Genomic DNA, 21,808 nt, shown 5'->3' with positions numbered 1-21,808 from the left:
GGACGCCCGCCATGCTCGCCCTTGGCAAATTGCTTGAGCTGACCCTCACCGGCCATGAACCGGCCGAGAAGACCCAAGTGACGCCCAGGGGCGTGCGCCTTCGCTGGCTGGGGCAGGGAGCTCTGGAAGTGAGCCCCAGCGCCGCTGACGACTGCGGCCTGGACCTGTTGCTGTCTGCAGGTATTCACGGCAACGAGACCGCCCCGATCGAGTTGCTCGAACGTCTGCTGCATGGTGTTGCACGTGGAGACATCGTGCCTCGGGCGCGGGTGCTGTTGCTGTTCGGCAACCCGGCGGCCATCGTCAATGGTGAGCGGTTCGTCGAACAGGACATCAACCGCCTGTTCAATGGTCGCCACGAGCAATCAAGCGGGCCGGAGGCGTTGCGCGCTGCCGAGCTCGAACAATTCGCGCGGGTCTTTTTCAGCAAGCCTGGGCGTAGTCGCTTGCACTACGACCTGCACACGGCCATTCGAGGCTCCAGGATCGAGCAGTTCGCGCTGTATCCCTTCAAGCAAGGGCGCACACATTCCCGGCGTGAACTGGCCCGCCTGGCTGCGGCGGGCATGGAGGCGGTGCTCTTGCAGTGCAAGCCTTCGATCACGTTCAGTGCCTTTACCTACGAGCAGCTCGATGCCGAGTCCTTTACCCTTGAGCTGGGCAAGGCCCGCCCTTTTGGCCAGAACGACGCGGTGAATCTGGACAAGCTCGAAGCACGGCTAGTGCACATCCTTCAGGCCACCGAACCCGATGACGGCGGGTCGTTGGAGGGGTTGCAGTTGTTTCGCGTGGCGCGTGAGGTCATCAAGCACAGCGACGGTTTCCGCTTGCACCTGCCAGCCGACATCAAGAATTTCTCTCCGCTGGACAAAGGCTACCTGCTGGCCGATGACCTGGCTGGCGTGCGCTGGGTAATCGAAGAAGAGGGCGCACGGATCATCTTCCCCAACCCCAAGGTGCGTAATGGCCTTAGGGCGGGGATCATCGTGGTGCCTGATGACGGTGAAAATCTGGCCTGAACCTTAGATGTCGGTACCCGGAGCCGGTAGCAGTACGCCCGGAGCCAAGGCTTCGTATGCGTCCTGCAGCATCCTGGCAAGTGCAGTCAGGCCGTCCAAGCCCTTGGCTTGGTAAGGGTCGTACAGTACAGCGGTGTATTCACCGGGTAGCAAATCGGCGTATTTGGCTGGGATGACGCGGCTCAGGTCGAAGCCTGGTCCCTGTTGCCCCGGGCCTGCATGGCATTGCATGAGCACGATGTCGGGTACGTTGGCGTAGCCTTGACGGGCAGCGTCCAATGCCTTTTTCAAATCAGGGTAGCCCGACAGCAATGCGAGCTGCTCATACACCCGGTTCTGGAACTGCGGAGTGCCGTAGATGAAGAGGTGGTCGATGGCAGTGGTTTCGAAACGCGCATTATCGCTAGCATTGGCATCCACGCGTAGTGTGCCATCGGCGTTATCGGTCAACCCTGCTGGAATGTCCTCGCCGCTGAACAGCAAGTGCACACGCTGATCGGGTGTGGACCTGTTCAGTCTCAGCGACACCCCGTCCACTTCCAGATCCAGGCCGCACTCCTGGCTCAGGCTAACGTTCGCAGTATTGAGCCAGACCTGGATTTCATCGAGAGTGCCAACCTTCACATCGTCGTCGAAAGCCTCGATCAGCCTTCGTTGGATGTTGAACTTGTTAGCCGAATAGAGTTTGTACAGCTCGTAACCAAAATAGACACGAGACCCGAGACGTTCTTCGCCGTCTGTAGCATCGTAGGCTAACGCTTCGTCCATTTCCCCGAAGCTCAAACGCTCGCTTTTGTCACCGCCGTCGATATTGAAGGTTTGGGTTACTGCAGTCATGGGCATGATCTCCTGTTCAAGAGCATTCAGGCTAAGCCTGCCGGCTTTGCTGGGTGCGGTAGTTATTTAGGCTCAGCCTAAGCTGTATTGAATGGGCCGGTGATCCACCGGAGTCTGTGTCCAATCTTGCCTACGGATAGGTCTGCCGGGCTGGCAGGCCAAGCTCCAAGCGCAGTGCATTCTCATTGAAGGGGAAGGGGTTGCTGGTGTCTGGCGGGGTGACCGGATCGTCGTCGTAGTCGAAGCCTTGTAGCCCCGCCTCCAAACCAACGGCCTGCCGTTCCGGCTCGTCCGTGACGCTGCCGGTGACGAAATTCCAGACATGGCAGAGTTCGTGATAGAGCATGACCACTGAAGGCGTGTCAGGGCGCTGAGCCAGCGGGTTGTAACCGATGCGGCAATTGAGTGCGCGTGCACCGCGCTTGCCGTTGCGAATCGTTGGGTCACCCTGGCCAGGGTCATAGTCAGCATCGGCGTTGTCCAGTGCCTCTATGCTCGAGATGATCACCCGCGCACCGTTGGTCACCAGGTCATGGAGCAATACCGAGGCGGTGGGGCTGGCCCGGAGCAGGTTGAGTTGACGGTTCACCTTCTCGATGTAGTGCGCCTCGCCCTGCACCAGAAACGTCTTGAGGTAGTCGGCGGACAGAGTTGTCTGGGCAAGGTCATAAAGCACAGGCGCTGTGAAGCCGCCTTCTGGTGTGATAGCGCGAGCGTCACCGTACAAGCGGTCGTCAAGCATGCCGGTAGTGAGGCGGTTATGGCCGTCGAGTGCCTCGATCACGGCCCTGCCTTCGACAACCTTGACGATATCCTCGCCTTCGCCTGCGTAAATGAAGGCATGGGTTGCGCCGCTGTGCACGGTGTCGTTGCCGGCACCGGCATCAATCTCGACTTGCTGCAGGCGCGTGGTTTCGATTAGGTCGTTGCCTGGGCCTGCATCGATCATCACTCGCCCGACGGCGGTGCTGTCAGCAGTGGCCACACCTTCCACTTTAATGATGTCGTTGCCATCACCGGTTTCCAGCACCACCTGGTTGGCGACCGCGATGGCCACGTGTACACGGTCATCCCCTGAGCCTGTGCGAACGTGAAGGATGTCGTCGCCCATCAGCGCCAGTTCGTAGCGCAAGCCGCTGCTGCGCAGCATCACGCCGCTGGCATGCGCTTCGACAGACAGCGTGACACGGGGTCGCAGCGCCTGCACCCGCACGATTTGATCTTCGCGCGCGATGATGAACGCCTGGTCCTGATAGGGCAGCACATGCTGCTCCACCAGGCCGGCGGGGGTATATACGACAAGATTGGCTTGAGGCATTGGCGATATCCTTCTGGTTTCGAGGAAAGCACCTTAAGCCCCGGCCAGGGCGGCTCAGCGGTAACCGGCTACCGCGCTTGCTTGATGACCCTCGGTGTTCAGGGCGCATGTCGGGTCTACCGTTGGCAGACAGCGGTTTCAGGAGTTGCCAGCCAGGAAGCCAGGGATTTAGCATCAGGCGTGATAAATGATTGATGCGTTTGACGCTGTCAATAGCCGATTCGGCCATTTCAATAGCACAAACTCACTGCACCAAGCCTGCAGGCCCGATATAATGCGGCCCTTTGCCGTCGTTTCGTCGACGCTTTGCCCTGATGGGCCGCCGTTTCCGTGGAAGATCCTATGAAAAGCGCAGAAATCCGTGAAGCCTTCCTTCGCTTCTTCGAAGAACAGGGGCATACCCGAGTCGCGTCCAGTTCGCTGATTCCGAATAACGACCCGACCCTGTTGTTCACCAATGCCGGCATGAACCAGTTCAAGGACTGTTTCCTCGGAGCGGAGAAGCGCGCCTATACCCGTGCTGTCAGCAGCCAGAAGTGCGTGCGCGCCGGTGGCAAGCACAACGACCTGGAAAACGTCGGTTACACCGCACGTCACCATACCTTCTTCGAAATGCTGGGCAACTTCAGCTTCGGTGATTATTTCAAGCGCGACGCCATCACCTTCGCCTGGACTTTCCTCACGTCGGAGAAGTGGCTGAACCTGCCCAAGGACAAGCTCTGGGTCACGGTCTATGCCACCGACGACGAAGCCTACGATATCTGGACTAAGGAAGTAGGGGTGCCCGCCGAGCGCATGGTGCGCATCGGTGATAACAAGGGCGCGCCCTATGCGTCGGACAACTTCTGGACCATGGGCGACACCGGTCCATGCGGGCCGTGCACCGAAATCTTCTATGACCACGGTGCAGATATCTGGGGCGGCCCGCCCGGCTCGCCCGAAGAAGACGGCGACCGTTACATCGAGATCTGGAACAACGTGTTCATGCAGTTCAACCGTACAGCCGACGGCGTGCTGCACCCATTGCCGGCGCCGTCGGTCGATACTGGCATGGGCCTGGAGCGCATCAGCGCCGTGCTTCAGCACGTGCATTCGAACTACGAGATCGACCTGTTCCAGAACCTGCTGTCAGCGGCGGCCACGGCCATCGGTTGCAGCAACGAGGGGCAGGCCTCACTGAAAGTGGTAGCCGACCACATCCGTTCCTGCGGTTTCCTGATTGCCGACGGCGTGCTGCCTTCGAACGAAGGCCGTGGCTATGTGCTGCGCCGCATCATTCGTCGTGCTTGCCGTCACGGCAACAAGCTGGGCGCCAAGGGCAGCTTCTTCTACCAGATCGTCGCCGCGCTGGTTGCCGAAATGGGTGAAGCGTATCCGGAGCTGGGCAGCCAGCAGGCGCATATCGAGCGTGTGCTTAAAGCCGAAGAAGAACAGTTCGCCAAGACCCTTGAGCAGGGCCTGCGCATTCTCGAGCAGGACCTGGCCCAGTTGCAGGGCGACGTGGTGCCGGGCGATGTGGTGTTCAAGCTTTACGACACCTACGGCTTCCCGATGGACCTGACTGCCGATATCGCCCGTGAGCGCGAGCTCACCATCGACGAGGCCGGTTTCGAACGTGAAATGGAGGCCCAGCGCGAGCGTGCACGCTCTGCCAGCGCGTTTGGCATGGACTACAACAGCCTGGTCAAGGTCGACAGTGCGACCGAGTTCCTGGGCTACGAGGCCACCGAGGCCTCGGCCAGGATCATTGCGCTGTATCACGATGGCCAGTCGGTTGACCAACTGGGCGAGGGCCAGGAAGGCGTGATCGTGCTGGATCGCACGCCTTTCTACGCCGAGTCCGGTGGCCAGGTGGGCGACTCCGGTTACATCCAGGCAGGCTCGGCGCGCTTCGATGTGCGCGACACCACCAAGACCGGTGGCGCCTTCTTGCATCACGGCGTGGTCGCCACCGGTGCGCTGATCGTAGGTTCTCCGGTGCAAACCAAGGTCGATGCGGATGTGCAGCACGCCACCGCCCTGAACCACTCGGCTACCCACCTATTGCATGAAGCCTTGCGCCAGGTGCTGGGCGAGCATGTGCAGCAGAAAGGCTCGCTGGTGGACAGCCAGCGCCTGCGCTTTGACTTCAGCCACTTCGAAGCGGTGAAGCCTGAGCAGATCAAGGCGCTGGAAGACATCGTCAACCGCGAAGTACGCCGCAACACGCCTGTGCAAACCGAGCTGACCGACATCGAGACGGCCAAAGCCAAGGGTGCCATGGCCCTGTTCGGCGAGAAGTACGGCGATACGGTGCGCGTGCTGACCATGGGCGGCGACTTTTCGGTAGAGCTGTGCGGTGGCATTCATGCCAAGCGCACAGGCGACATCAGCGTCTTCAAGATCATCAGCGAAGGCGGCGTGGCGTCGGGCGTGCGTCGTATCGAGGCCGTGACCGGTGCCGCTGCGCTGGCTTACCTGAACGCTGCCGAGGAGCAGGTCAAGGAAGCGGCGCAACTGGTGAAGGGTAACCGTGACAACCTGATCGACAAGCTGTCGGCTGTGCTCGAGCGCAACCGCCAGCTGGAGAAGCAGCTCGAGCAGCTGCAGGCCAAGGCTGCCAGCGCCGCCGGGGATGATCTCTCCAACGCGGCTGTGGCAGTCAAGGGTGCCAAGGTGCTTGCCGCCCGTGTAGACGGGCAGGATGGCAAGGCCTTGCTCGCCCTGGTCGATCAGCTTAAGAACAAGCTCGGCCATGCAGTGATCCTGCTGGGCAGCGAGCATGAGGGCAAGGTCGTGCTGGTGGCCGGCGTGACCAAAGACCTCTCCAGCCAACTCAAGGCTGGCGATCTGATGAAGCAAGCCGCTGCGGCAGTGGGTGGCAAGGGCGGCGGGCGTCCGGACATGGCACAGGGTGGCGGCGTCGACGTCGCGGCCCTGGACCAGGCCCTGGCGCTGGCCGTGCCGTTCGCAGAGCAGGGACTTTGAGATGAAGGGCAGGGCGGCTTGAGCGGGAACTGCGCTCCTGGCCCCGCTGGGGTGAGTCGTCCTGTCCTTCAGGTTGGATTGTTTTTTGGGGCCCTGTATGGGCTGAGGCACCATTGAAATGGCGTTGATCGTACAGAAATTTGGCGGCACCTCTGTCGGTTCCATCGAGCGGATCGAGCAGGTAGCCGACAAGGTCAAGAAGCACCGTGAAGCAGGCGACGACCTGGTGGTCGTGCTCTCTGCCATGAGCGGCGAAACCAACAGACTGATCGACCTGGCCAAGCAGATCAGCGAGCATCCGGTTCCGCGCGAGCTGGATGTGATCGTGTCCACGGGCGAGCAAGTCACCATTGCGCTGCTGGCCATGGCATTGACCAAGCGCGGTGTGCCTGCCGTGTCGTACACCGGCAACCAGGTACGCATCCTTACCGACAGTGCCCATAACAAGGCGCGCATCCTGCAGATCGACGACCAGAAAATCCGCGCTGATCTCAAGGCCGGGCGTGTGGTCGTGGTGGCGGGCTTCCAGGGTGTGGATGAGCACGGCAACATCACCACACTCGGCCGGGGTGGTTCCGACACTACAGGTGTCGCCCTGGCCGCTGCGCTCAAGGCGCAGGAATGCCAGATCTACACCGATGTCGATGGCGTCTATACCACCGACCCTCGCGTCGTGCCGCTGGCACGACGCCTGGAGAAGATCACCTTCGAAGAGATGCTGGAAATGGCCAGCCTCGGCTCCAAGGTGCTGCAGATTCGCTCGGTGGAATTCGCCGGCAAGTACAACGTCCCGCTGCGCGTGCTGCACAGCTTCAAGGAGGGTCCGGGTACCCTCATTACCATCGATGAAGAGGAATCCATGGAACAGCCGATCATTTCCGGTATCGCCTTCAACCGTGATGAAGCCAAGCTGACCATTCGCGGCGTACCGGACAACCCAGGCGTGGCGTTCAAGATTCTCGGCCCGATCAGTGCATCGAACATCGAAGTGGACATGATCGTGCAGAACGTCGCCCACGATAACACCACCGATTTCACCTTCACCGTACAGCACAATGAGTACGAGAAGGCTCAGAGCGTGCTGCAGAACACCGCGCGCGAGATCGGTGCCCGTGAAGTGATCGGTGATACCAAGATCGCCAAGGTTTCCATCGTCGGCGTCGGCATGCGTTCGCACGCAGGCGTTGCAAGCCGCATGTTCGAAGCGCTGGCCAAGGAGAGCATCAACATCCAGATGATCTCCACCTCCGAGATCAAGGTGTCGGTGGTGATCGAGGAGAAATACCTGGAACTGGCGGTGCGCGCCCTGCACACCGCCTTCGAGCTTGACGCCCCGGCTCGACAGAGCGAGTAAGGCCTTGCCTGGAAGGGCGCGGCTTGCCGCGCCCTTCGCGTTTCTGCTCGTTGCGCAGGCCCCGTCCAGGCCTGCGTATGAAGCACAGCAGCCTGCGTCGACGTCCACGACCGGGCTGAAATTTTAAAGACTGTTATCCCTGAATGTTTTGCGTAAGGAGAAAGCTATGTTGATTCTGACTCGTCGCTGTGCGGAGAGCCTGGTCATTGGCGATGGCGAGATCACCGTGACGGTGCTCGGCGTCAAAGGCAACCAGGTACGTATCGGCGTCAGCGCGCCAAAAGAAGTGGCTGTTCACCGCGAGGAAATCTACCTGCGGATCAAGAACGAGAAGGACGAGGAGCCAAGCCTTTAATTCTTTTGAAGTTTTTTTCAAAAAAAGGGTTGCAGACGAGGAAGAACCTGTTTAATATTCGCCTCGTGTTGCGGTGAGGTGGCCGAGTGGCCGAAGGCGCTCCCCTGCTAAGGGAGTATACCTCATAAGGGTATCGGGGGTTCGAATCCCCCCTTCACCGCCATTATTCGCTTAGGTTGCTGCAAGTTGTAAGAACGCTAAGTAGTTGATTTTAAACGAAAAAGTTCTTGCAAAAATGTTTCAGCAGCCTATAATGCGCGGCAAGACACGGACTCATAGCTCAGCTGGATAGAGTACTCGGCTACGAACCGAGCGGTCGCAGGTTCGAATCCTGCTGAGTCCGCCACTTTTGAAGTGGCTTTGTTATCAAGGCTGTTTCAAGAAACCAGTGGTAATCTGGTCTAAAACTACCAAACGGACTCATAGCTCAGCTGGATAGAGTACTCGGCTACGAACCGAGCGGTCGCAGGTTCGAATCCTGCTGAGTCCGCCACTTTCGAAGTGGTTTTGTTATCAAGGCTGCTTCAAAAACCAGTGGTAATCTGGTCTAAAACTACCAAACGGACTCATAGCTCAGCTGGATAGAGTACTCGGCTACGAACCGAGCGGTCGCAGGTTCGAATCCTGCTGAGTCCGCCATACCCAAACAGAAAGCCCGCTCAATGAGCGGGCTTTTTGTTTTTCCAGCTTTGCGCATTCAATCGCTTACACAGCCACGCCCTAACGCGCAGGCTTTGGTGCTCTGTACCTGCATGCCAGGTGCTTGGCAGGGTGCTCGCACAACCTCGCCCAATGCCATTGCACCGATGGTTTCATGCGTTGTCAGAGCAATGACGCGCAAACGATTGTTATAGCCAAAAATTTAAGCGATCTGTCAGCTTGAGCAGTGTATGATTGCGCCCGTCAGCCCCGCCGGGGCTTGTGGATCACCACCATGGACTTACCCAGTAGTTACTCCCCAAACCGTTTCGTACAGATAGATCTAATCGATTGATTCCCCCGGCGTGCTCCGCGGCTGGGAGTGGAGTTCGCCTATGACGGAAGTAGAAGTAAAGAAAGCGCAAGAAAGCCTCCAGGATCGTCTGTCCCAGGTCGTCGACCTGCTTCAGCGCCAGCGCCTGGTTGAAGATGTCACGCACCGCCAGGAAGGTGCACACAACGACTTGGTAGAAAACCTCGTCCACCGGCAGAATCTTGTCGAGTTGCAACGCAAGCTCGATGATCTGCACCCCGCCGATATCGCCTATATCCTCGAAGCCTTGCCCCTCGAAGACCGCTTGACGGTCTGGCAGCTGGTGCGCTCGGATCGTGACGGCGACATTCTGCTTGAAGTGTCAGACGCCGTGCGCCAGTCCCTGATCGCCGATATGGACGATCACGAGCTGCTTGCCGCTGCCAAGGAAATGGACGCCGACGAACTGGCCGACCTGGCGCCTGAATTGCCACGGGACGTGGTCCATGAGCTCATGGAAACCCTCGATGCCCAGCAACGCGAGCGCGTACGCTCCGCGCTGAGCTATGACGAGGAACAAGTCGGCGCACTGATGGACTTCGAGATGGTGACCATCCGTGAAGACGTCAGCCTGGAAGTGGTATTGCGTTACCTGCGCCGCCTCAAGGAATTGCCCAACCACACCGACAAGCTGTTCGTGGTCGATCACGATGGCATTCTCAAGGGTGTGTTGCCGATCAAGCGCCTGCTGGTCAACGACCCGGACAAGCAAGTGGCCGACGTCATGGCCACCGATCCCGTGTCCTTCCATCCCGACGAAGACGCCTACGACGCGGCTCAGGCCTTCGAGCGGTACGACCTGGTATCGGCACCAGTCGTGGACAAGAGCGATCGGCTCATCGGACGTCTGACCATCGACGAAATGGTCGACCTGATTCGCGAAGAGAGTGAGACCGAAGTGCTGAACATGGCGGGTCTGCGCGAAGAAGAAGACATCTTTGCGTCAGTTTGGCGGTCGCTGCGCAACCGTTGGGCGTGGCTGGCCGTGAACTTGATTACCGCTTTCGTCGCATCCCGGGTCATCGGCTTGTTCGAAGGGTCCATCGAGAAGCTGGTTGCTTTGGCTGCGCTGATGCCGATCGTGGCGGGCATCGGTGGCAACTCCGGCAACCAGACCATCACCATGATCGTGCGCGCCATGGCCCTTGACCAGGTATCGCCAGGCAATACCTCGCGCCTGATGCGCAAGGAGCTGGCGGTGTCCTTGATCAACGGGTTGATCTGGGGTGGCGTCATCGGCGCGGTGGCCTTCTGGCTTTATGGCAGCTGGTCGCTGGGCCTGGTGATGACGGCCGCGATGACCTTGAACCTGCTGCTCGCGGCCCTGATGGGCGTGCTGATACCGATGACCCTGACCCGCCTGGGGCGCGACCCGGCAATGGGGTCGAGCGTGATGATCACCGCAGTTACCGACAGCGGCGGCTTCTTCATCTTCCTGGGGCTCGCCACCGTGTTCTTGCTCTAACGGCTCGGGGCATTACGCCGTGCGTGACGTCCGGTTGTCTGGATGATAAAGGCAACGAAGAGGCCGCCATTTCAAAACCAAAAAAGCCAGCATCAGCTGGCTTTTTTGTGGATGGCAGCAAAGGTTTGCGTCAGGAAGCGTCAGCAGCCATTTCCACGTCATGGGCAATCAGGGCAACCAGCGCATTCTGCTGACGATGGGACAGCTGGCGGAAGCGCTGCAGCAGCTCGCGTTCGTGCAATGACAGTTCAGGGCTGTCCAGGCGCATGCTCAATTCCTCACCCAGGGCACCTTCCTGGATAAGGCTCTGTTCCAGGCGTGCAATGATCTCCGAGTTCATGCTGCGGTGGTGGTTGCGTGCTACCTCGGCGATGCGCTCACGCATCCCGTCTGGCAGGCGAACGACGAACTTGTCAGCAGTGCGGCTCGAATAAATAGCCTGTTTCATTGGGCGCATATAAATTGACCAGATTTTGGTTCAGGGGAAGCGGTTCTCAAATTGGCCGCGCGGGGTGGAAATACGACCGCCTTATCGCCAAAATGTTCAACCGGTTGTGCAGATGGACGCTCATCTTGCCTCAATGCTGTCGTTTCCTTGGCGTCAATTCTGTGACAAATAGTGATCTGCATAAAGGCTTTATGCCAGTACCAATTGTCTGAAATGAGCACTGGTTAAAATTTTCACACGTCCAGTCATGGCCTCACGTCAGACGTATCCCCGCTAATCCTGCAAAAAACCTGAAACCTGCGCCGAAAGTAGCGTCAAACGCACAGGTTCTTAATCAGAGAGCATAGTGGCAATGCACCATGATGCAAGCTGCGCTTCGCCGCTAAAAGGCAGGCTGATTCTGTTGATCGGACCCTCTGGCGCGGGCAAAGATTCATTGATCGACGCGGCCCGCCCGCAGCTGGCAGCCGCGCATGTCGAAATAGCCCGTCGGGTCATCACGCGCTCGCCTGAAGCCACGGGGGAGGCAGCGGTAGGTGTCAGTGTCGAGCAGTTCGAACGTATGAAGCTGCAAGGCGCATTCGCCATGCATTGGCAGGCCAATGGGTTGCAATACGGTATCCCCCGGCAGGTAGATGAGTGGCTGGAGCAGGGCAGGTCGGTGCTGGTAAACGGCTCGCGCGGCCACCTGGCGCAGGCTCGTACTCGCTACCCTGATTTGCTGGCCATCCGTGTGGACGTCAGTCTCGATATCCTGCGTCAGCGCCTGCAGGCCCGTGGGCGGGAGACCCAAAACGAGATTGACCAGCGTCTGGCTCGGCATGTCAGTCTGAGCGATACGGCCGACGATGGCGTAAGAACGGTGGACAACTCGACTACGCTGTCTTCGGCAGTCGAGGCCTTGCTGGCAGTGTTGCGAGAAGAGTGTGTTATCCAGGCGTACTAGGGCTTCGGAAAAGGTTTACGCTCAAATGGCACTGCAACACATGACAAACGGCCGCACGCTGGTTAACATGCACGCCGTCCCGCTGAGCAGCGCCTGCTGCCAGTTGCAGTGTCTCAGTAGCTCAATTGGATAGAGCATCCCCCTCCTAAGGGGAAGGTTGCAGGTTCAATTCCTGCCTGGGACGCCATTTCTCCCCAGTGCCTCCAGCACTCCCTTCTCCTTCGCTCATCGCCCGTTACAAATCTACGCCTTAAGACGTATTTCAGCCCTACGTCCGTACTTCTATGCTTAGTCCCGTTAACGGTTCACCTCACAAGGCGAGCGCCGTCTTTCTTCACCTCAGCAGCCCTTGGACTTGGGGCGTAGTTGCTGGTTATTCAGGAGATTGCATGAACCAGCACGTCATCCCCGTGCCCACGGGTTTTACCCAAGAGCAGCTTCAGACGCTGTTCGACCTGATCAGCGACGGTATCTGGGATTGGGATGCCAACACGGGTTATGTCTATCGCAACCCCGGCTGGTACCTAATGCTCGGCTATACGCCTCACTCCCAGGAAAACTCGGTACTGACCTGGGAGAGGTTGATCCACCCCGACGATTTCCAGCGTGTCATGGCCCACTTCGATGCCTATATCCACCAGCGCAACGAGCGTTACCTGGTCGAGTACCGGTGCCGCTGTGCCGACGGCACTTACCTGTGGGTCGAGGACAGTGGGTACGTGATCGCACGCAACCCCGATGGCTCGGTGGCACGCATGCTGGGTGCCCATCGCAACATCGACAGCGGCAAGCGGCAACTGGCGCAGCTTGAGCGGCGTAACCAATCGCTGGAATGCCTGGTCGCCGAGCGCACGCGCGAATTGTCCTGGGTAAACGAGCAGCTCCAGCGCCAGCTGGACGAGAACCGCGAGCTTGCCGAGCGGGATTCCCTGACGCGTATCGCCAACCGCTATCGGCTGGAGAGTGTGCTGAGGCAGGAGTGCGAGCGGGCCAAGCGCTTTCGGCAGCCACTGTCGGTCATCGCTATGGACATGGATGATTTCAAGCCGATCAACGACCAATACGGGCATGCGCAGGGCGACGCCGCTTTGATTCGTGTGGCCGAGGCATTGCGATTGCGCCAGCGCACAAGTGACTTGCTGGCCCGTTGGGGAGGTGATGAATTTGTCCTGGTCCTGCCCCAGACGAGCCTGGAGCAAGCCTGCGCCTGCGCCGAACAACTGCGCCAGGTAGTGGCGCAGTTGGAGCCGATTGGCGAGTGTCGATTGACCTTGAGCTACGGCGTAGTGCAGTGGCGCGAAGGCGATGACACCCACAGCCTGCTGGCGCGCGCCGACCAGGCGCTTTACCGGGCCAAGGGCGCAGGCAAGAACGCCGTCGCCCAGTGACCAACGACCCCAGGCCGCGCCAGGGGTCAAATGTGCAGTGCGTGGCCCAGCGCGCGCAGGGCGGCCTCCTGCACCGCCTCGCCCAGGGTCGGATGGGCATGAATCGTGCCCGCCACATCTTCCAGCCGCGCGCCCATTTCCAGCGATTGGGCGAATGCGGTGGACAGTTCAGAGACGGCCACGCCCACCGCTTGCCAACCCAGCACGAGGTGGTTGTCGCGGCGTGCCACCACCCGCACAAACCCCGTCCTGGACTCCAGGCTCATGGCCCGCCCGTTGGCGGCAAAGGGAAATTGCGCCACGATGCAGTCCAGCCCTTGCGCCACCGCCTGATCAGGGGTCAGGCCAGCGACGACCACTTCCGGGTCGGTGAAGCACACCGCGGCGATGGCGGCCGGTTCGAAGCGACGTGTCTTGCCAGCGATGCGTTCGGCGACCATCTCGCCCTGGGCCATCGCCCGGTGCGCCAGCATGGGCTCGCCCGCCACGTCACCAATGGCCCACACGTTGCGCATGCTGGTCTGGCACTGCGCGTCGATGGCAATCGCCGCCCCATTCATGCGCAGGTCCAGGCATTCGAGGTTCAAGCCTTGGGTGCGCGGGCGCCTGCCAGCCGCTACCAGCACCCTATCGGCGTCAAGGCGCAGTGGCGAGCCTTCGCTGTTCCGGGCCATCAGGGTGCCTTGTTCATAGCCTTCCACCTTGTGATCAAGGTAAACGGCGATGCCCAGCTTTTTCAGCGACTCGACCACGGGGGCGGTGAGCTCGGCGTCGTAGGTGGGCAACACCCGCTCGCGGGCCTCCACCACACTCACCTGCGCACCTAGCTTGCGGTACGCAGTGCCCAGTTCCAAACCGATGTACCCGCCACCAACCACCACCAGATGGCGCGGCACCGTAGCGGGCGTCAGCGCCTCGGTCGATGAAATGACGGCGCCGCCCAGCGGCAGCATGGGCAGCTCGACGCTGCTTGAACCCGTAGCCAGCAACAGGTGCTCGCAGCGGATGCGCTGACCGTCGACTTCCACGTGCTTGCCGTCGAGCAGCTTCGCCCAGCCCTGGATGACCTTGACACCGTGCTTTTTCAGCAGAGCGGCCACACCAGTGGTCAGTCGGTCGACGATACCGTCTTTCCACGCGACGCTCTGACGGATGTCCAGCTCGGGGGAGGCTACGCGGATGCCCAGTGGGGAGCCCTCGGCAAAACGGGTGGCCTGATGGAACTGCTCGGCCACATGAATCAGCGCCTTTGACGGAATGCAGCCGATGTTCAGGCACGTTCCGCCCAGCGCCTGCCCTTCGACCAGCACTGTGGGGATGCCCAGTTGGCCAGCGCGGATGGCGGCCACGTAGCCGCCGGGGCCGCCGCCGATGATCAGCAGCGTAGTTTCGATGATCGGTTGCATGCTCACTCCACAAACAGGCAGGCGGGTTGTTCCAGCAGGCTTCGCACGGCCTGGATGAACAGTGCGGCGTCCATGCCATCGACTACCCGGTGATCGAACGAGCTGGACAGGTTCATCATCTTGCGCACCATAATCTGACCGTCGACGACCACAGGCCGCTCGACCATGCGGTTGACCCCCACGATGGCCACTTCTGGGGTGTTGACCACCGGCGTGCTGACGATGCCGCCCAGTGCGCCGAGGCTTGTCAGGGTGATGGTTGAGCCCGACAGCTCCTCGCGGCTGGCCTTGTTGGTGCGAGCGGCATTGGCCACCCGTGCGATTTCCGCTGCATTGGCCCACAGGTTGCCCGCCTCGGCATGGCGCAGCACTGGCACCATCAGGCCGTTGTCCCCTTGGGTGGCGATGCCAACGTGCACCGCGCCGTGGCGGGTGATGACCTGTGCTTCGTCGTCGTACGTGGCGTTGATCTGCGGAAAGTCACGCAGTGCCACGACCAACGCACGGACCAGAAACGGCAATAGGGTGAGCTTGCCGCGGTCCTGGCCATGCTTGCTGTTGAGCTGCTGGCGCAGCGCTTCGAGGGCAGTGACGTCGATTTCTTCGACATAGCTGAAATGGGCCACGCGACGTTTGGCGTCCTGCATGCGCTGGGCGATCTTGCGCCGCAGGCCGATTACCGGGACTTGCTCGCTGTCGGTGCGCTTGGCATAGCCGCTGGGGGGCTGCTCACCGGCGCGTTGAGGCTGGCTGAGGAAGGCATCGAGGTCTTCATGCAGGATGCGCCCGGCAGGGCCGCTCCCGTGCACGTAACGCAATTCAATGCCAGCATCCAGCGCGCGCTTGCGCACGGCGGGCGAGGCGAGGGGTTTATCGCTGGCCTGGCGTGGAGCCAGCGGTGCGGCCGGGCGGCTGGCCGGGGGCGTCAAGGTGGCCGGCACGGGTTGTTCCTGTGCTGCCTGCTTGGGTGCTTGGCTGGCAGGCGGAGTTTCAGCCGCCTTGGCTTGCGGGGCATCCACATGGTTGCCGTTGCCTTCGACCTCGATGCGGATCAGCTCGCTGCCGACCGACATCACTTCCCCAGGCTGGCCGCCCAGGGCCATGACCTTGCCGCTGACCGGGGAGGGGATCTCCACCGTCGCCTTGTCGGTCATGACATCGGCCACGACCTGGTCTTCGGCGATCAGGTCACCTACCTTGACGAACCACTCGACCAATTCGACCTGCGCGATGCCTTCGCCAATGTCCGGCATCTTGATGACATGCGTGCCCATTCAGACCTCCATGACCTTTTTCAATGCCCCACCCACCCGCGATGGCCCTGGGAAATACGCCCACTCCTGTGCATGGGGGTAGGGCGTGTCCCAACCCGTGACGCGCTCGATGGGCGCTTCCAGATGGTGGAAGCAATGCTCCTGCACCAGCGCGACCAGTTCGGCGCCGAACCCGCAGGTTCGCGTGGCCTCATGCACCACCACGCAGCGCCCGGTCTTCTTCACCGACGCGACGATGGTTTCCAGGTCAAGCGGCCACAGGCTGCGCAGGTCGATCACCTCGGCATCGACGCCCGTCTCTTCGGCCGCGACCTGGGCGACATAAACCGTTGTGCCATAGGTGAGGACCGTGACGTCGTTGCCGGGCCGGGTCACCACTGCCTTGTCCAGCGGTACGGTGTAATAACCGTCGGGCACGGCGCTTTGCGGATGCTTGGACCATGGCGTCACGGGGCGGTCGTGGTGGCCATCGAAGGGGCCGTTGTACAGGCGTTTGGGCTCAAGGAAGATGACCGGGTCATCGCATTCGATCGAGGCAATGAGCAGGCCCTTGGCGTCATAGGGGTTGGACGGCATGACCGTGCGCAGCCCGCACACCTGGGTGAACATTGCTTCCGGGCTCTGGCTATGGGTCTGGCCTCCATAAATGCCCCCGCCGCAGGGCATGCGCAGGGTCAGCGGCGAGATGAATTCGCCAGCGGAGCGGTAACGCAGCCGCGCCATTTCCGACACGATCTGGTCCGAGGCTGGGTAGAAATAGTCGGCGAACTGAATCTCCACCACCGGCCGCAAGCCGTAGGCACCCATGCCCACGGCCGTGCCGACGATGCCGCTTTCGGAAATCGGGGCATCGAACACCCGTGATTTGCCGTACTTGTTCTGCAGGCCTTCGGTGCAGCGGAAGACGCCGCCAAAGTATCCGACGTCCTGACCATACACGACCACGTTGTCGTCGCGCTCGAGCATGATGTCCATGGCCGAGCGCAGGGCCTGGATCATGGTCATGGTGGTGGTGGCCATGGCGGTTTCCGGGTTGATGCTGCTGTTGTGATCGTTCATTTCAGACCCCCAGTTCCTGACGTTGGCGACGCAGGTGGTCCGGCATTTCCTTGTACACGTCCTCGAACATCGAAGCGGCACTGGGAATGTGTCCGTTGGCGAGGGTGCCGTACTGCTCGGCTTCCTTCTGCGCGGCGACCACGGCAGCCTCGAATTCGGCCGTGGTGGCCTGGTGTTCTTCTTCGGACCAATGGCCGATCTTGATCAGGTGCTGCTTCAGGCGAGCGATCGGGTCGCCCAGCGGGAAGTGGCTCCAGTCGTCCGCTGGGCGGTACTTGGACGGATCATCGGACGTGGAATGCGGGCCAGCACGGTAGGTGACCCACTCGATCAGGCTGGGGCCAAGGCCGCGGCGTGCGCGTTCGGCTGCCCAGCGCGAGGCCGCGTAGACGGCCACGAAATCGTTGCCGTCCACGCGCAACGAGGCGATGCCACAGCCCACGCCGCGGCCGGCGAAGGTGGTGGACTCGCCGCCGGCGATGGCCTGGAACGTGGAAATCGCCCACTGGTTGTTGACCACGTTGAGGATGACCGGGGCGCGGTAGACGTGGGCGAAGGTGAGGGCGGTATGGAAGTCCGATTCAGCGGTGGCACCATCGCCGATCCAGGCCGAGGCGATCTTGGTATCGCCCTTGATGGCCGAGGCCATGGCCCAGCCCACCGCTTGCACGAACTGGGTCGCCAGGTTGCCGCTGATGGTGAAAAAACCCGCCTCGCGTACCGAATACATGATCGGCAACTGGCGACCTTTGAGCGGGTCGCGCTCGTTGGAGAGCAGTTGGCAGATCATGTCCACCAGCGAAACGTCACGGGCGATCAGGATGCTTTGCTGGCGGTAGGTCGGGAAGCACATGTCGGTGCGGTTCAGCGCCAGGGCCTGGGCGCTGCCGATGGCTTCCTCGCCCAGGCTCTGCATGTAGAACGACATCTTCTTCTGGCGCTGGGCGACGACCATGCGGCTGTCGAAGATGCGGGTCTTGAGCATGGCACGCATGCCTTGGCGCAGTATCTGCGGGTCTATGTCCTCGGCCCAGGGGCCCTGGGCATTGCCCTGTTCATCCAGTACGCGCACCAGGCTGCCGGACAAGTCGGCGGTGTCGGCGGCTTCTACGTCGATGGGTGGTTTACGGACCTGGCCTGCGTCGTTCAAGCGCAGGTAGGAAAAATCGGTCTGGCAGCCTGGCCGGCCGGTAGGCTCGGGCACATGCAGGCGCAGGGGGGCGTACTCGTTCATGCTGTTTACGCTCGCTCGGGTATTTGTTTTTGTGAGCTTTGAAGCGGTCGCCGCTGACTGCCGGCTTGTGACCAGCAGGTCAGCGTTAGCTACATGTTAGTTGCCCTGGCGCAGAATATTTCTCTCTAGTTGATTGCCTTTGCTAAGCAGGCCAGATAAACATTCCCCATAAACACAATAAACCGGTGATTTTGTCTCATGCGCAAACTTGATCGTACTGACATCGGCATTCTCAACAGCCTTCAGGAAAACGCCCGCATCACCAATGCCGAGCTGGCACGTTCGGTCAACCTGTCGCCTACGCCCTGTTTCAACCGAGTGCGGGCCATGGAAGAGCTGGGTGTCATTCGCCAGCAGGTCACGCTGTTGTCGCCCGAGGTGCTGGGCCTGGATGTGAACGTATTCATCCATGTGAGCCTGGAAAAACAGATCGAGCAGGCACTGCACCGCTTCGAGGAAGAGATCGCCGAGCGGCCCGAGGTCATGGAGTGCTACCTGATGACCGGTGACCCGGACTACCTGCTGCGCGTGCTACTGCCCAGTATCCAGGCGCTGGAGCGGTTTCTGGATTACCTGACCCGCCTGCCGGGCGTTGCCAACATTCGCTCCAGTTTCGCGCTCAAGCAGGTGCGCTACAAAACGGCGTTGCCATTGCCGGCAAACGGGATGACCTTGCGCGAATGACTGCTGTCCAAGCTCGTCGACGCCCTGTGGCCTGGCCTGATCCATTTTTTACCTGGCCATGGGCAAGGGACCATTCGATTTTGCAGCACGGGGCCTGCAACGCTTGGCGTTAGCCTTTATTCTGCACCTACAACTGCCAGCTCAACCCGGGAGCCGAAGGGATTTATGCGCACTATCTGGAAGCCGTTTCAGTCGTTGTATTTCGCTGCACTGATGATGCTGATCGGCTCGGGCCTGCTCAGTACCTACCTGGCGCTGCGCCTGGCTGCCGACAACGTCGATAGCCTGTGGGTCGGTGCCTTGATGGCGGCCAACTACTTCGGCCTGGCCGTGGGCGGCAAGGTCGGCCACCGGCTCATCGGCCGAGTAGGGCACATACGTGCCTATGCCACCTGCGCCGGTATTGTCGGCGCCGCCGTGCTCGGGCACGGCCTGACCAACTGGCTGCCGGCCTGGGTCGGGCTGCGGATGATCGTAGGCCTGGGCATGATGTGCCAGTACATGGTCATCGAAAGCTGGCTCAACGAGCAGGCGGACGTGAAGTACCGCGGCGCCGTATTCAGCGGGTACATGATCGCGTCCTACCTGGGCCTGGTGTTGGGTCAGCTGATACTGGTGGTGCACCCTGAGCTGGGGCTTGAGCTGCTGATGCTGGTCGCGATGTGCTTCGCCCTGTGCCTGGTGCCGGTGGCCATGACCCGCCGCATCCACCCCGCGCCACTGCGTCCGGCACCCATGGAGCCCAAGTTCTTCATCAAGCGCGTGCCGCAGTCGCTCAGTACGGTGCTGGGTTCCGGGCTGATCGTCGGCTCGTTCTACGGCCTTGCTCCGCTGTATGCCGCCAGCCAGGGTCTTAGCACCGAGCAGATCGGTCTGTTCATGGGCTGCTGCATTTTTGCAGGGCTGGTGGTTCAGTGGCCGCTGGGCTGGTTGTCGGACCGTTACGACCGTGCGGTGTTGATTCGCAGTGTCGCAGGGGGGCTGGCCGTGGCCGCCGCGCCGTTGGCGATCCTGCCCGACGTGCCGCTGGAGTTGCTGTTCGCCATGGGCTTTGTGGTATCGCTGTTGCAGTTCAGCCTGTACCCGCTGGCCGTGGCTTTTTCCAACGACCACGTGGAGAGCGAGCGCCGCGTTTCGCTGACTGCCATGCTGTTGGTGACTTACGGCGTGGGGGCGTGCATCGGGCCCCTGGCGGCTGGCGTGCTGATGAAAGTGCTGGGCGTGCAGATGTTGTACGCCTTCTTCGTGTTCTTTGCCCTGGTACTGGTCTGGCGCATCCGTCCAAAAGCTGTCACCGGCTTGCACCAGGTCCAGGATGCCCCCCTGGGCCACGTCGCCATGCCCGCCGCCGGCTCGCCCCTGTCGGCAGCGCTGGACCCGCGTGTGGATGAGCAGACCGTGCAGGATGTGATGCAGACGCCGGTGGCGGCCGAGGACACGGAGGAGGCCGAGAAAGACGGCGAACCGCCGCTGGAGGAGGTGCAGGGGAATAAGCCGGCTTGAATGTGGCCGTCACGCGCGTTGGAGCACGTGGAGCGTGACGTGTGCCAGGCGACGCATCCCGACCTAGTAATTCCTGTATTTCAGCGTATCGCCTAGGGCCGCTGCGCGGCCCATCGCGGCACGAGGCCGCTCCTACCCGGAAATCGGCTAGCCTTCAGAGGCGGCGCTAGGCCGTTTAGTTCTGCAAAGGCCAGGCCTCCGCTATCTCAGCCAATACAGGACCAAGGTAGATACCGTCTGGATCCTCACCTCGTAAGTGCGATTTGAGGATCAAGACGAGGGTATGTGTGATTTTGGAAGTTTGGGCAGCAACTTGAGCACCAAGTCAGAGACATGGGCTGTGTTGGTCTTGCTTCTAAGCGCACGGTAGCCCAGGCGCCGCAGATCGCGACTTCAGGAGGCCGAGCGCAGGGCTTGCGAAGGGAGGTGACAGGCATGGATGCCTGTCAAGCGCTGGGCCCCAGGATGGGGCCTGCAGCGCGGTCCTCCCGGGAGCAAGCCCGGAACGAGGGAACCCCGGAGCGTAGCGCAGGGGCCGGATGATAGGAGCAGGCGGTTTTTGCTCACTTTTTGACAAGACAAAAAGTGAGCCGCCGTAAGGGCGGAAAGGTGAATGTACGCCACCCTCGCCAATGAATACCTACACAGGTCCAAACGCCCAAACAATTCCTTCAAAACTACGTGATAGCACCCAAGCTGCTGAAAGGCCGCAACAGCCCTCCCGCCCATTGTAAAAATCAATAATCGTCCTTATCAAACCGCCGCGCTTCACGCTGCAGCTGATACACAAAACTCTCCACCTTGCGCTGGGCAGGCCCACTGAGGTTATGAAAGCGAACCCCAGCAAACGTGGTATTGATCCGCTCTTCATAATGCAGATGGCGCAACTCGACCATGGTATCTACCAACCCAAGCGGTGCGCCGGCCTTGAAGCGTTCATACACCTGACCCAACTGCAGGCGATCCTCGACATTCCCATCAAAGCGCAGCTTGCACCCGGTAGCCGAAATATCCAGCAATTTGCCACGCAAGGCACCGTTGCCCTTGAGGTGCGTGCCATCGAGCATGATGTCCACCAGCTGCGACAGCTTAAGCGCGGCACGAAATGCGTTGCGGCGCTGGTGATAGGTCATCTCCAACGGCAGCCCGCCACGGTAGCAGCGATGACCGTCCACTTCGCTGATGCGCAGGCCGTGGGTGCATTCCCAGGCAATGCGCACACCGTCGTGGAAGCCTTCCACCCGGAAATGCTCGCCGTTTTCGATGAATTTCTCACCGTCACGGGGGATGAGCTCGTCAAGCGCCAGCACATTGTTTTCCCGATCCACGTCCACCACGTAACTCTGGAAGCGATGGCCTCGGTCATGGAAGGTGATGATCAGGGGGTCGTGGCTTTCCTGGAGCTGCCGTAAATTGGCCGCAATTTCCAAGGGTGTGCTCAGCACCTTGGGCGGTTGCGGGGCATCGGATTCATTGAACACGGCTTGACGTTCTCCAGGCAAAAGCGACACAGGTAATTGACAGCATTTTGCCAGTATG

Annotated in this window: 17 protein-coding genes and 5 tRNA genes; 14 read left to right on the top strand and 8 right to left on the bottom strand. The window is 60.8% G+C overall.

The window, feature by feature from the left end; translation table 11 throughout:
* Positions 1-11 precede the first annotated feature (11 nt).
* Positions 12-1,019 (top strand): succinylglutamate desuccinylase, encoded by a 1,008-nt coding sequence (gene astE, locus B2J77_RS14370; RefSeq protein WP_058637615.1) that lies wholly within the window; start codon positions 12-14, stop codon positions 1,017-1,019.
* A 3-nt stretch (positions 1,020-1,022) separates the two neighbouring features.
* Here astE and B2J77_RS14365 read toward each other — a convergent pair whose 3' ends face one another.
* Together B2J77_RS14365 and B2J77_RS14360 are read right to left on the bottom strand one after the other, a co-directional pair.
* On the bottom strand, positions 1,023-1,856 hold the full coding sequence (locus tag B2J77_RS14365; RefSeq protein ID WP_078478902.1) for a hypothetical protein: 834 nt from the start codon (positions 1,854-1,856) through the stop codon (positions 1,023-1,025).
* A 130-nt stretch (positions 1,857-1,986) separates the two neighbouring features.
* Positions 1,987-3,174: a M91 family zinc metallopeptidase gene (locus B2J77_RS14360; RefSeq protein WP_078478901.1), complete on the bottom strand. Its 1,188-nt coding sequence runs from the start codon at positions 3,172-3,174 to the stop codon at positions 1,987-1,989.
* Between the two features lie 342 nt (positions 3,175-3,516).
* On the opposite strand from B2J77_RS14360, the gene alaS reads away from it, so the two are divergent.
* From alaS to mgtE, 8 genes are all read left to right on the top strand, one after another.
* Positions 3,517-6,141: an alanine--tRNA ligase gene (gene alaS, locus B2J77_RS14355; RefSeq protein WP_078478900.1), complete on the top strand. Its 2,625-nt coding sequence runs from the start codon at positions 3,517-3,519 to the stop codon at positions 6,139-6,141.
* A 118-nt stretch (positions 6,142-6,259) separates the two neighbouring features.
* Positions 6,260-7,495 (top strand): aspartate kinase, encoded by a 1,236-nt coding sequence (locus B2J77_RS14350; RefSeq protein WP_023533761.1) that lies wholly within the window; start codon positions 6,260-6,262, stop codon positions 7,493-7,495.
* 166 nt (positions 7,496-7,661) lie between these two features.
* Positions 7,662-7,850, top strand: a complete 189-nt coding sequence (gene csrA, locus B2J77_RS14345) for a carbon storage regulator CsrA (RefSeq protein WP_058637619.1) — start codon at positions 7,662-7,664, stop codon at positions 7,848-7,850.
* Positions 7,851-7,922: 72 nt separating this feature from the next.
* Positions 7,923-8,013, top strand: a tRNA-Ser gene (locus tag B2J77_RS14340).
* A 106-nt stretch (positions 8,014-8,119) separates the two neighbouring features.
* A tRNA-Arg gene (locus tag B2J77_RS14335) sits at positions 8,120-8,196 on the top strand.
* 70 nt (positions 8,197-8,266) lie between these two features.
* Positions 8,267-8,343, top strand: a tRNA-Arg gene (locus B2J77_RS14330).
* Between the two features lie 69 nt (positions 8,344-8,412).
* Positions 8,413-8,489: transfer RNA gene (locus B2J77_RS14325), tRNA-Arg, on the top strand.
* A 395-nt stretch (positions 8,490-8,884) separates the two neighbouring features.
* Positions 8,885-10,327 carry a magnesium transporter gene (gene mgtE / locus B2J77_RS14320; RefSeq protein ID WP_058605568.1) on the top strand — a complete coding sequence of 481 codons (1,443 nt, stop codon included), beginning with the start codon at positions 8,885-8,887 and terminating at the stop codon, positions 10,325-10,327.
* 130 nt (positions 10,328-10,457) lie between these two features.
* Here the strand turns inward: mgtE and B2J77_RS14315 are convergent, their stop codons facing one another.
* The gene (locus tag B2J77_RS14315; protein WP_027915923.1) at positions 10,458-10,784 is read right to left on the bottom strand and encodes an Arc family DNA-binding protein; all 327 of its coding nucleotides are present in this window, start codon (positions 10,782-10,784) and stop codon (positions 10,458-10,460) included.
* Between the two features lie 343 nt (positions 10,785-11,127).
* Here B2J77_RS14315 and phnN point away from each other — a divergent pair, with 343 nt between their 5' ends.
* The 3 genes from phnN (at position 11,128) to B2J77_RS14300 (ending at position 13,109) form a co-directional block, all read left to right on the top strand.
* Complete coding sequence (gene phnN, locus B2J77_RS14310) at positions 11,128-11,721, top strand: phosphonate metabolism protein/1,5-bisphosphokinase (PRPP-forming) PhnN (RefSeq protein ID WP_058637620.1); 594 nt, start codon at positions 11,128-11,130, stop codon at positions 11,719-11,721.
* A gap of 110 nt (positions 11,722-11,831) precedes the next feature.
* A tRNA-Arg gene (locus B2J77_RS14305) sits at positions 11,832-11,908 on the top strand.
* A 202-nt stretch (positions 11,909-12,110) separates the two neighbouring features.
* Positions 12,111-13,109 carry a diguanylate cyclase gene (locus B2J77_RS14300; RefSeq protein ID WP_058637621.1) on the top strand — a complete coding sequence of 333 codons (999 nt, stop codon included), beginning with the start codon at positions 12,111-12,113 and terminating at the stop codon, positions 13,107-13,109.
* 26 nt (positions 13,110-13,135) lie between these two features.
* Here the strand turns inward: B2J77_RS14300 and lpdA are convergent, their stop codons facing one another.
* From lpdA to B2J77_RS14280, 4 genes are read right to left on the bottom strand one after another with little or no spacing between them, the layout of a single operon-like run.
* Positions 13,136-14,515, bottom strand: a complete 1,380-nt coding sequence (gene lpdA / locus B2J77_RS14295; RefSeq protein ID WP_078478899.1) for a dihydrolipoyl dehydrogenase — start codon at positions 14,513-14,515, stop codon at positions 13,136-13,138.
* Between the two features lie 2 nt (positions 14,516-14,517).
* On the bottom strand, positions 14,518-15,789 hold the full coding sequence (locus tag B2J77_RS14290; protein WP_078478898.1) for a dihydrolipoamide acetyltransferase family protein: 1,272 nt from the start codon (positions 15,787-15,789) through the stop codon (positions 14,518-14,520).
* The gene (locus tag B2J77_RS14285; RefSeq protein WP_058637624.1) at positions 15,790-16,848 is read right to left on the bottom strand and encodes an alpha-ketoacid dehydrogenase subunit beta; all 1,059 of its coding nucleotides are present in this window, start codon (positions 16,846-16,848) and stop codon (positions 15,790-15,792) included.
* A 1-nt stretch (position 16,849) separates the two neighbouring features.
* Positions 16,850-18,082: a 3-methyl-2-oxobutanoate dehydrogenase (2-methylpropanoyl-transferring) subunit alpha gene (locus tag B2J77_RS14280; RefSeq protein ID WP_058605562.1), complete on the bottom strand. Its 1,233-nt coding sequence runs from the start codon at positions 18,080-18,082 to the stop codon at positions 16,850-16,852.
* A gap of 198 nt (positions 18,083-18,280) precedes the next feature.
* On the opposite strand from B2J77_RS14280, the gene bkdR reads away from it, so the two are divergent.
* Positions 18,281-18,766, top strand: a complete 486-nt coding sequence (gene bkdR, locus B2J77_RS14275; RefSeq protein WP_023533792.1) for a Bkd operon transcriptional regulator BkdR — start codon at positions 18,281-18,283, stop codon at positions 18,764-18,766.
* A gap of 165 nt (positions 18,767-18,931) precedes the next feature.
* On the top strand, positions 18,932-20,269 hold the full coding sequence (locus tag B2J77_RS14270) for an MFS transporter (RefSeq protein ID WP_058637626.1): 1,338 nt from the start codon (positions 18,932-18,934) through the stop codon (positions 20,267-20,269).
* 737 nt (positions 20,270-21,006) lie between these two features.
* Here the strand turns inward: B2J77_RS14270 and B2J77_RS14260 are convergent.
* Positions 21,007-21,750, bottom strand: a complete 744-nt coding sequence (locus tag B2J77_RS14260) for a flagellar brake protein (RefSeq protein ID WP_078478897.1) — start codon at positions 21,748-21,750, stop codon at positions 21,007-21,009.
* Positions 21,751-21,808 lie beyond the last annotated feature (58 nt).

The sequence above is a fragment of the Pseudomonas parafulva genome (assembly GCF_002021815.1).
In the GTDB taxonomy this organism is placed as follows: Bacteria; Pseudomonadota; Gammaproteobacteria; order Pseudomonadales; family Pseudomonadaceae; genus Aquipseudomonas; species Aquipseudomonas parafulva_B.
Note: the sequence above shows the minus strand (reverse complement) of the source record. Positions and strands in the feature narration are given on the sequence as shown.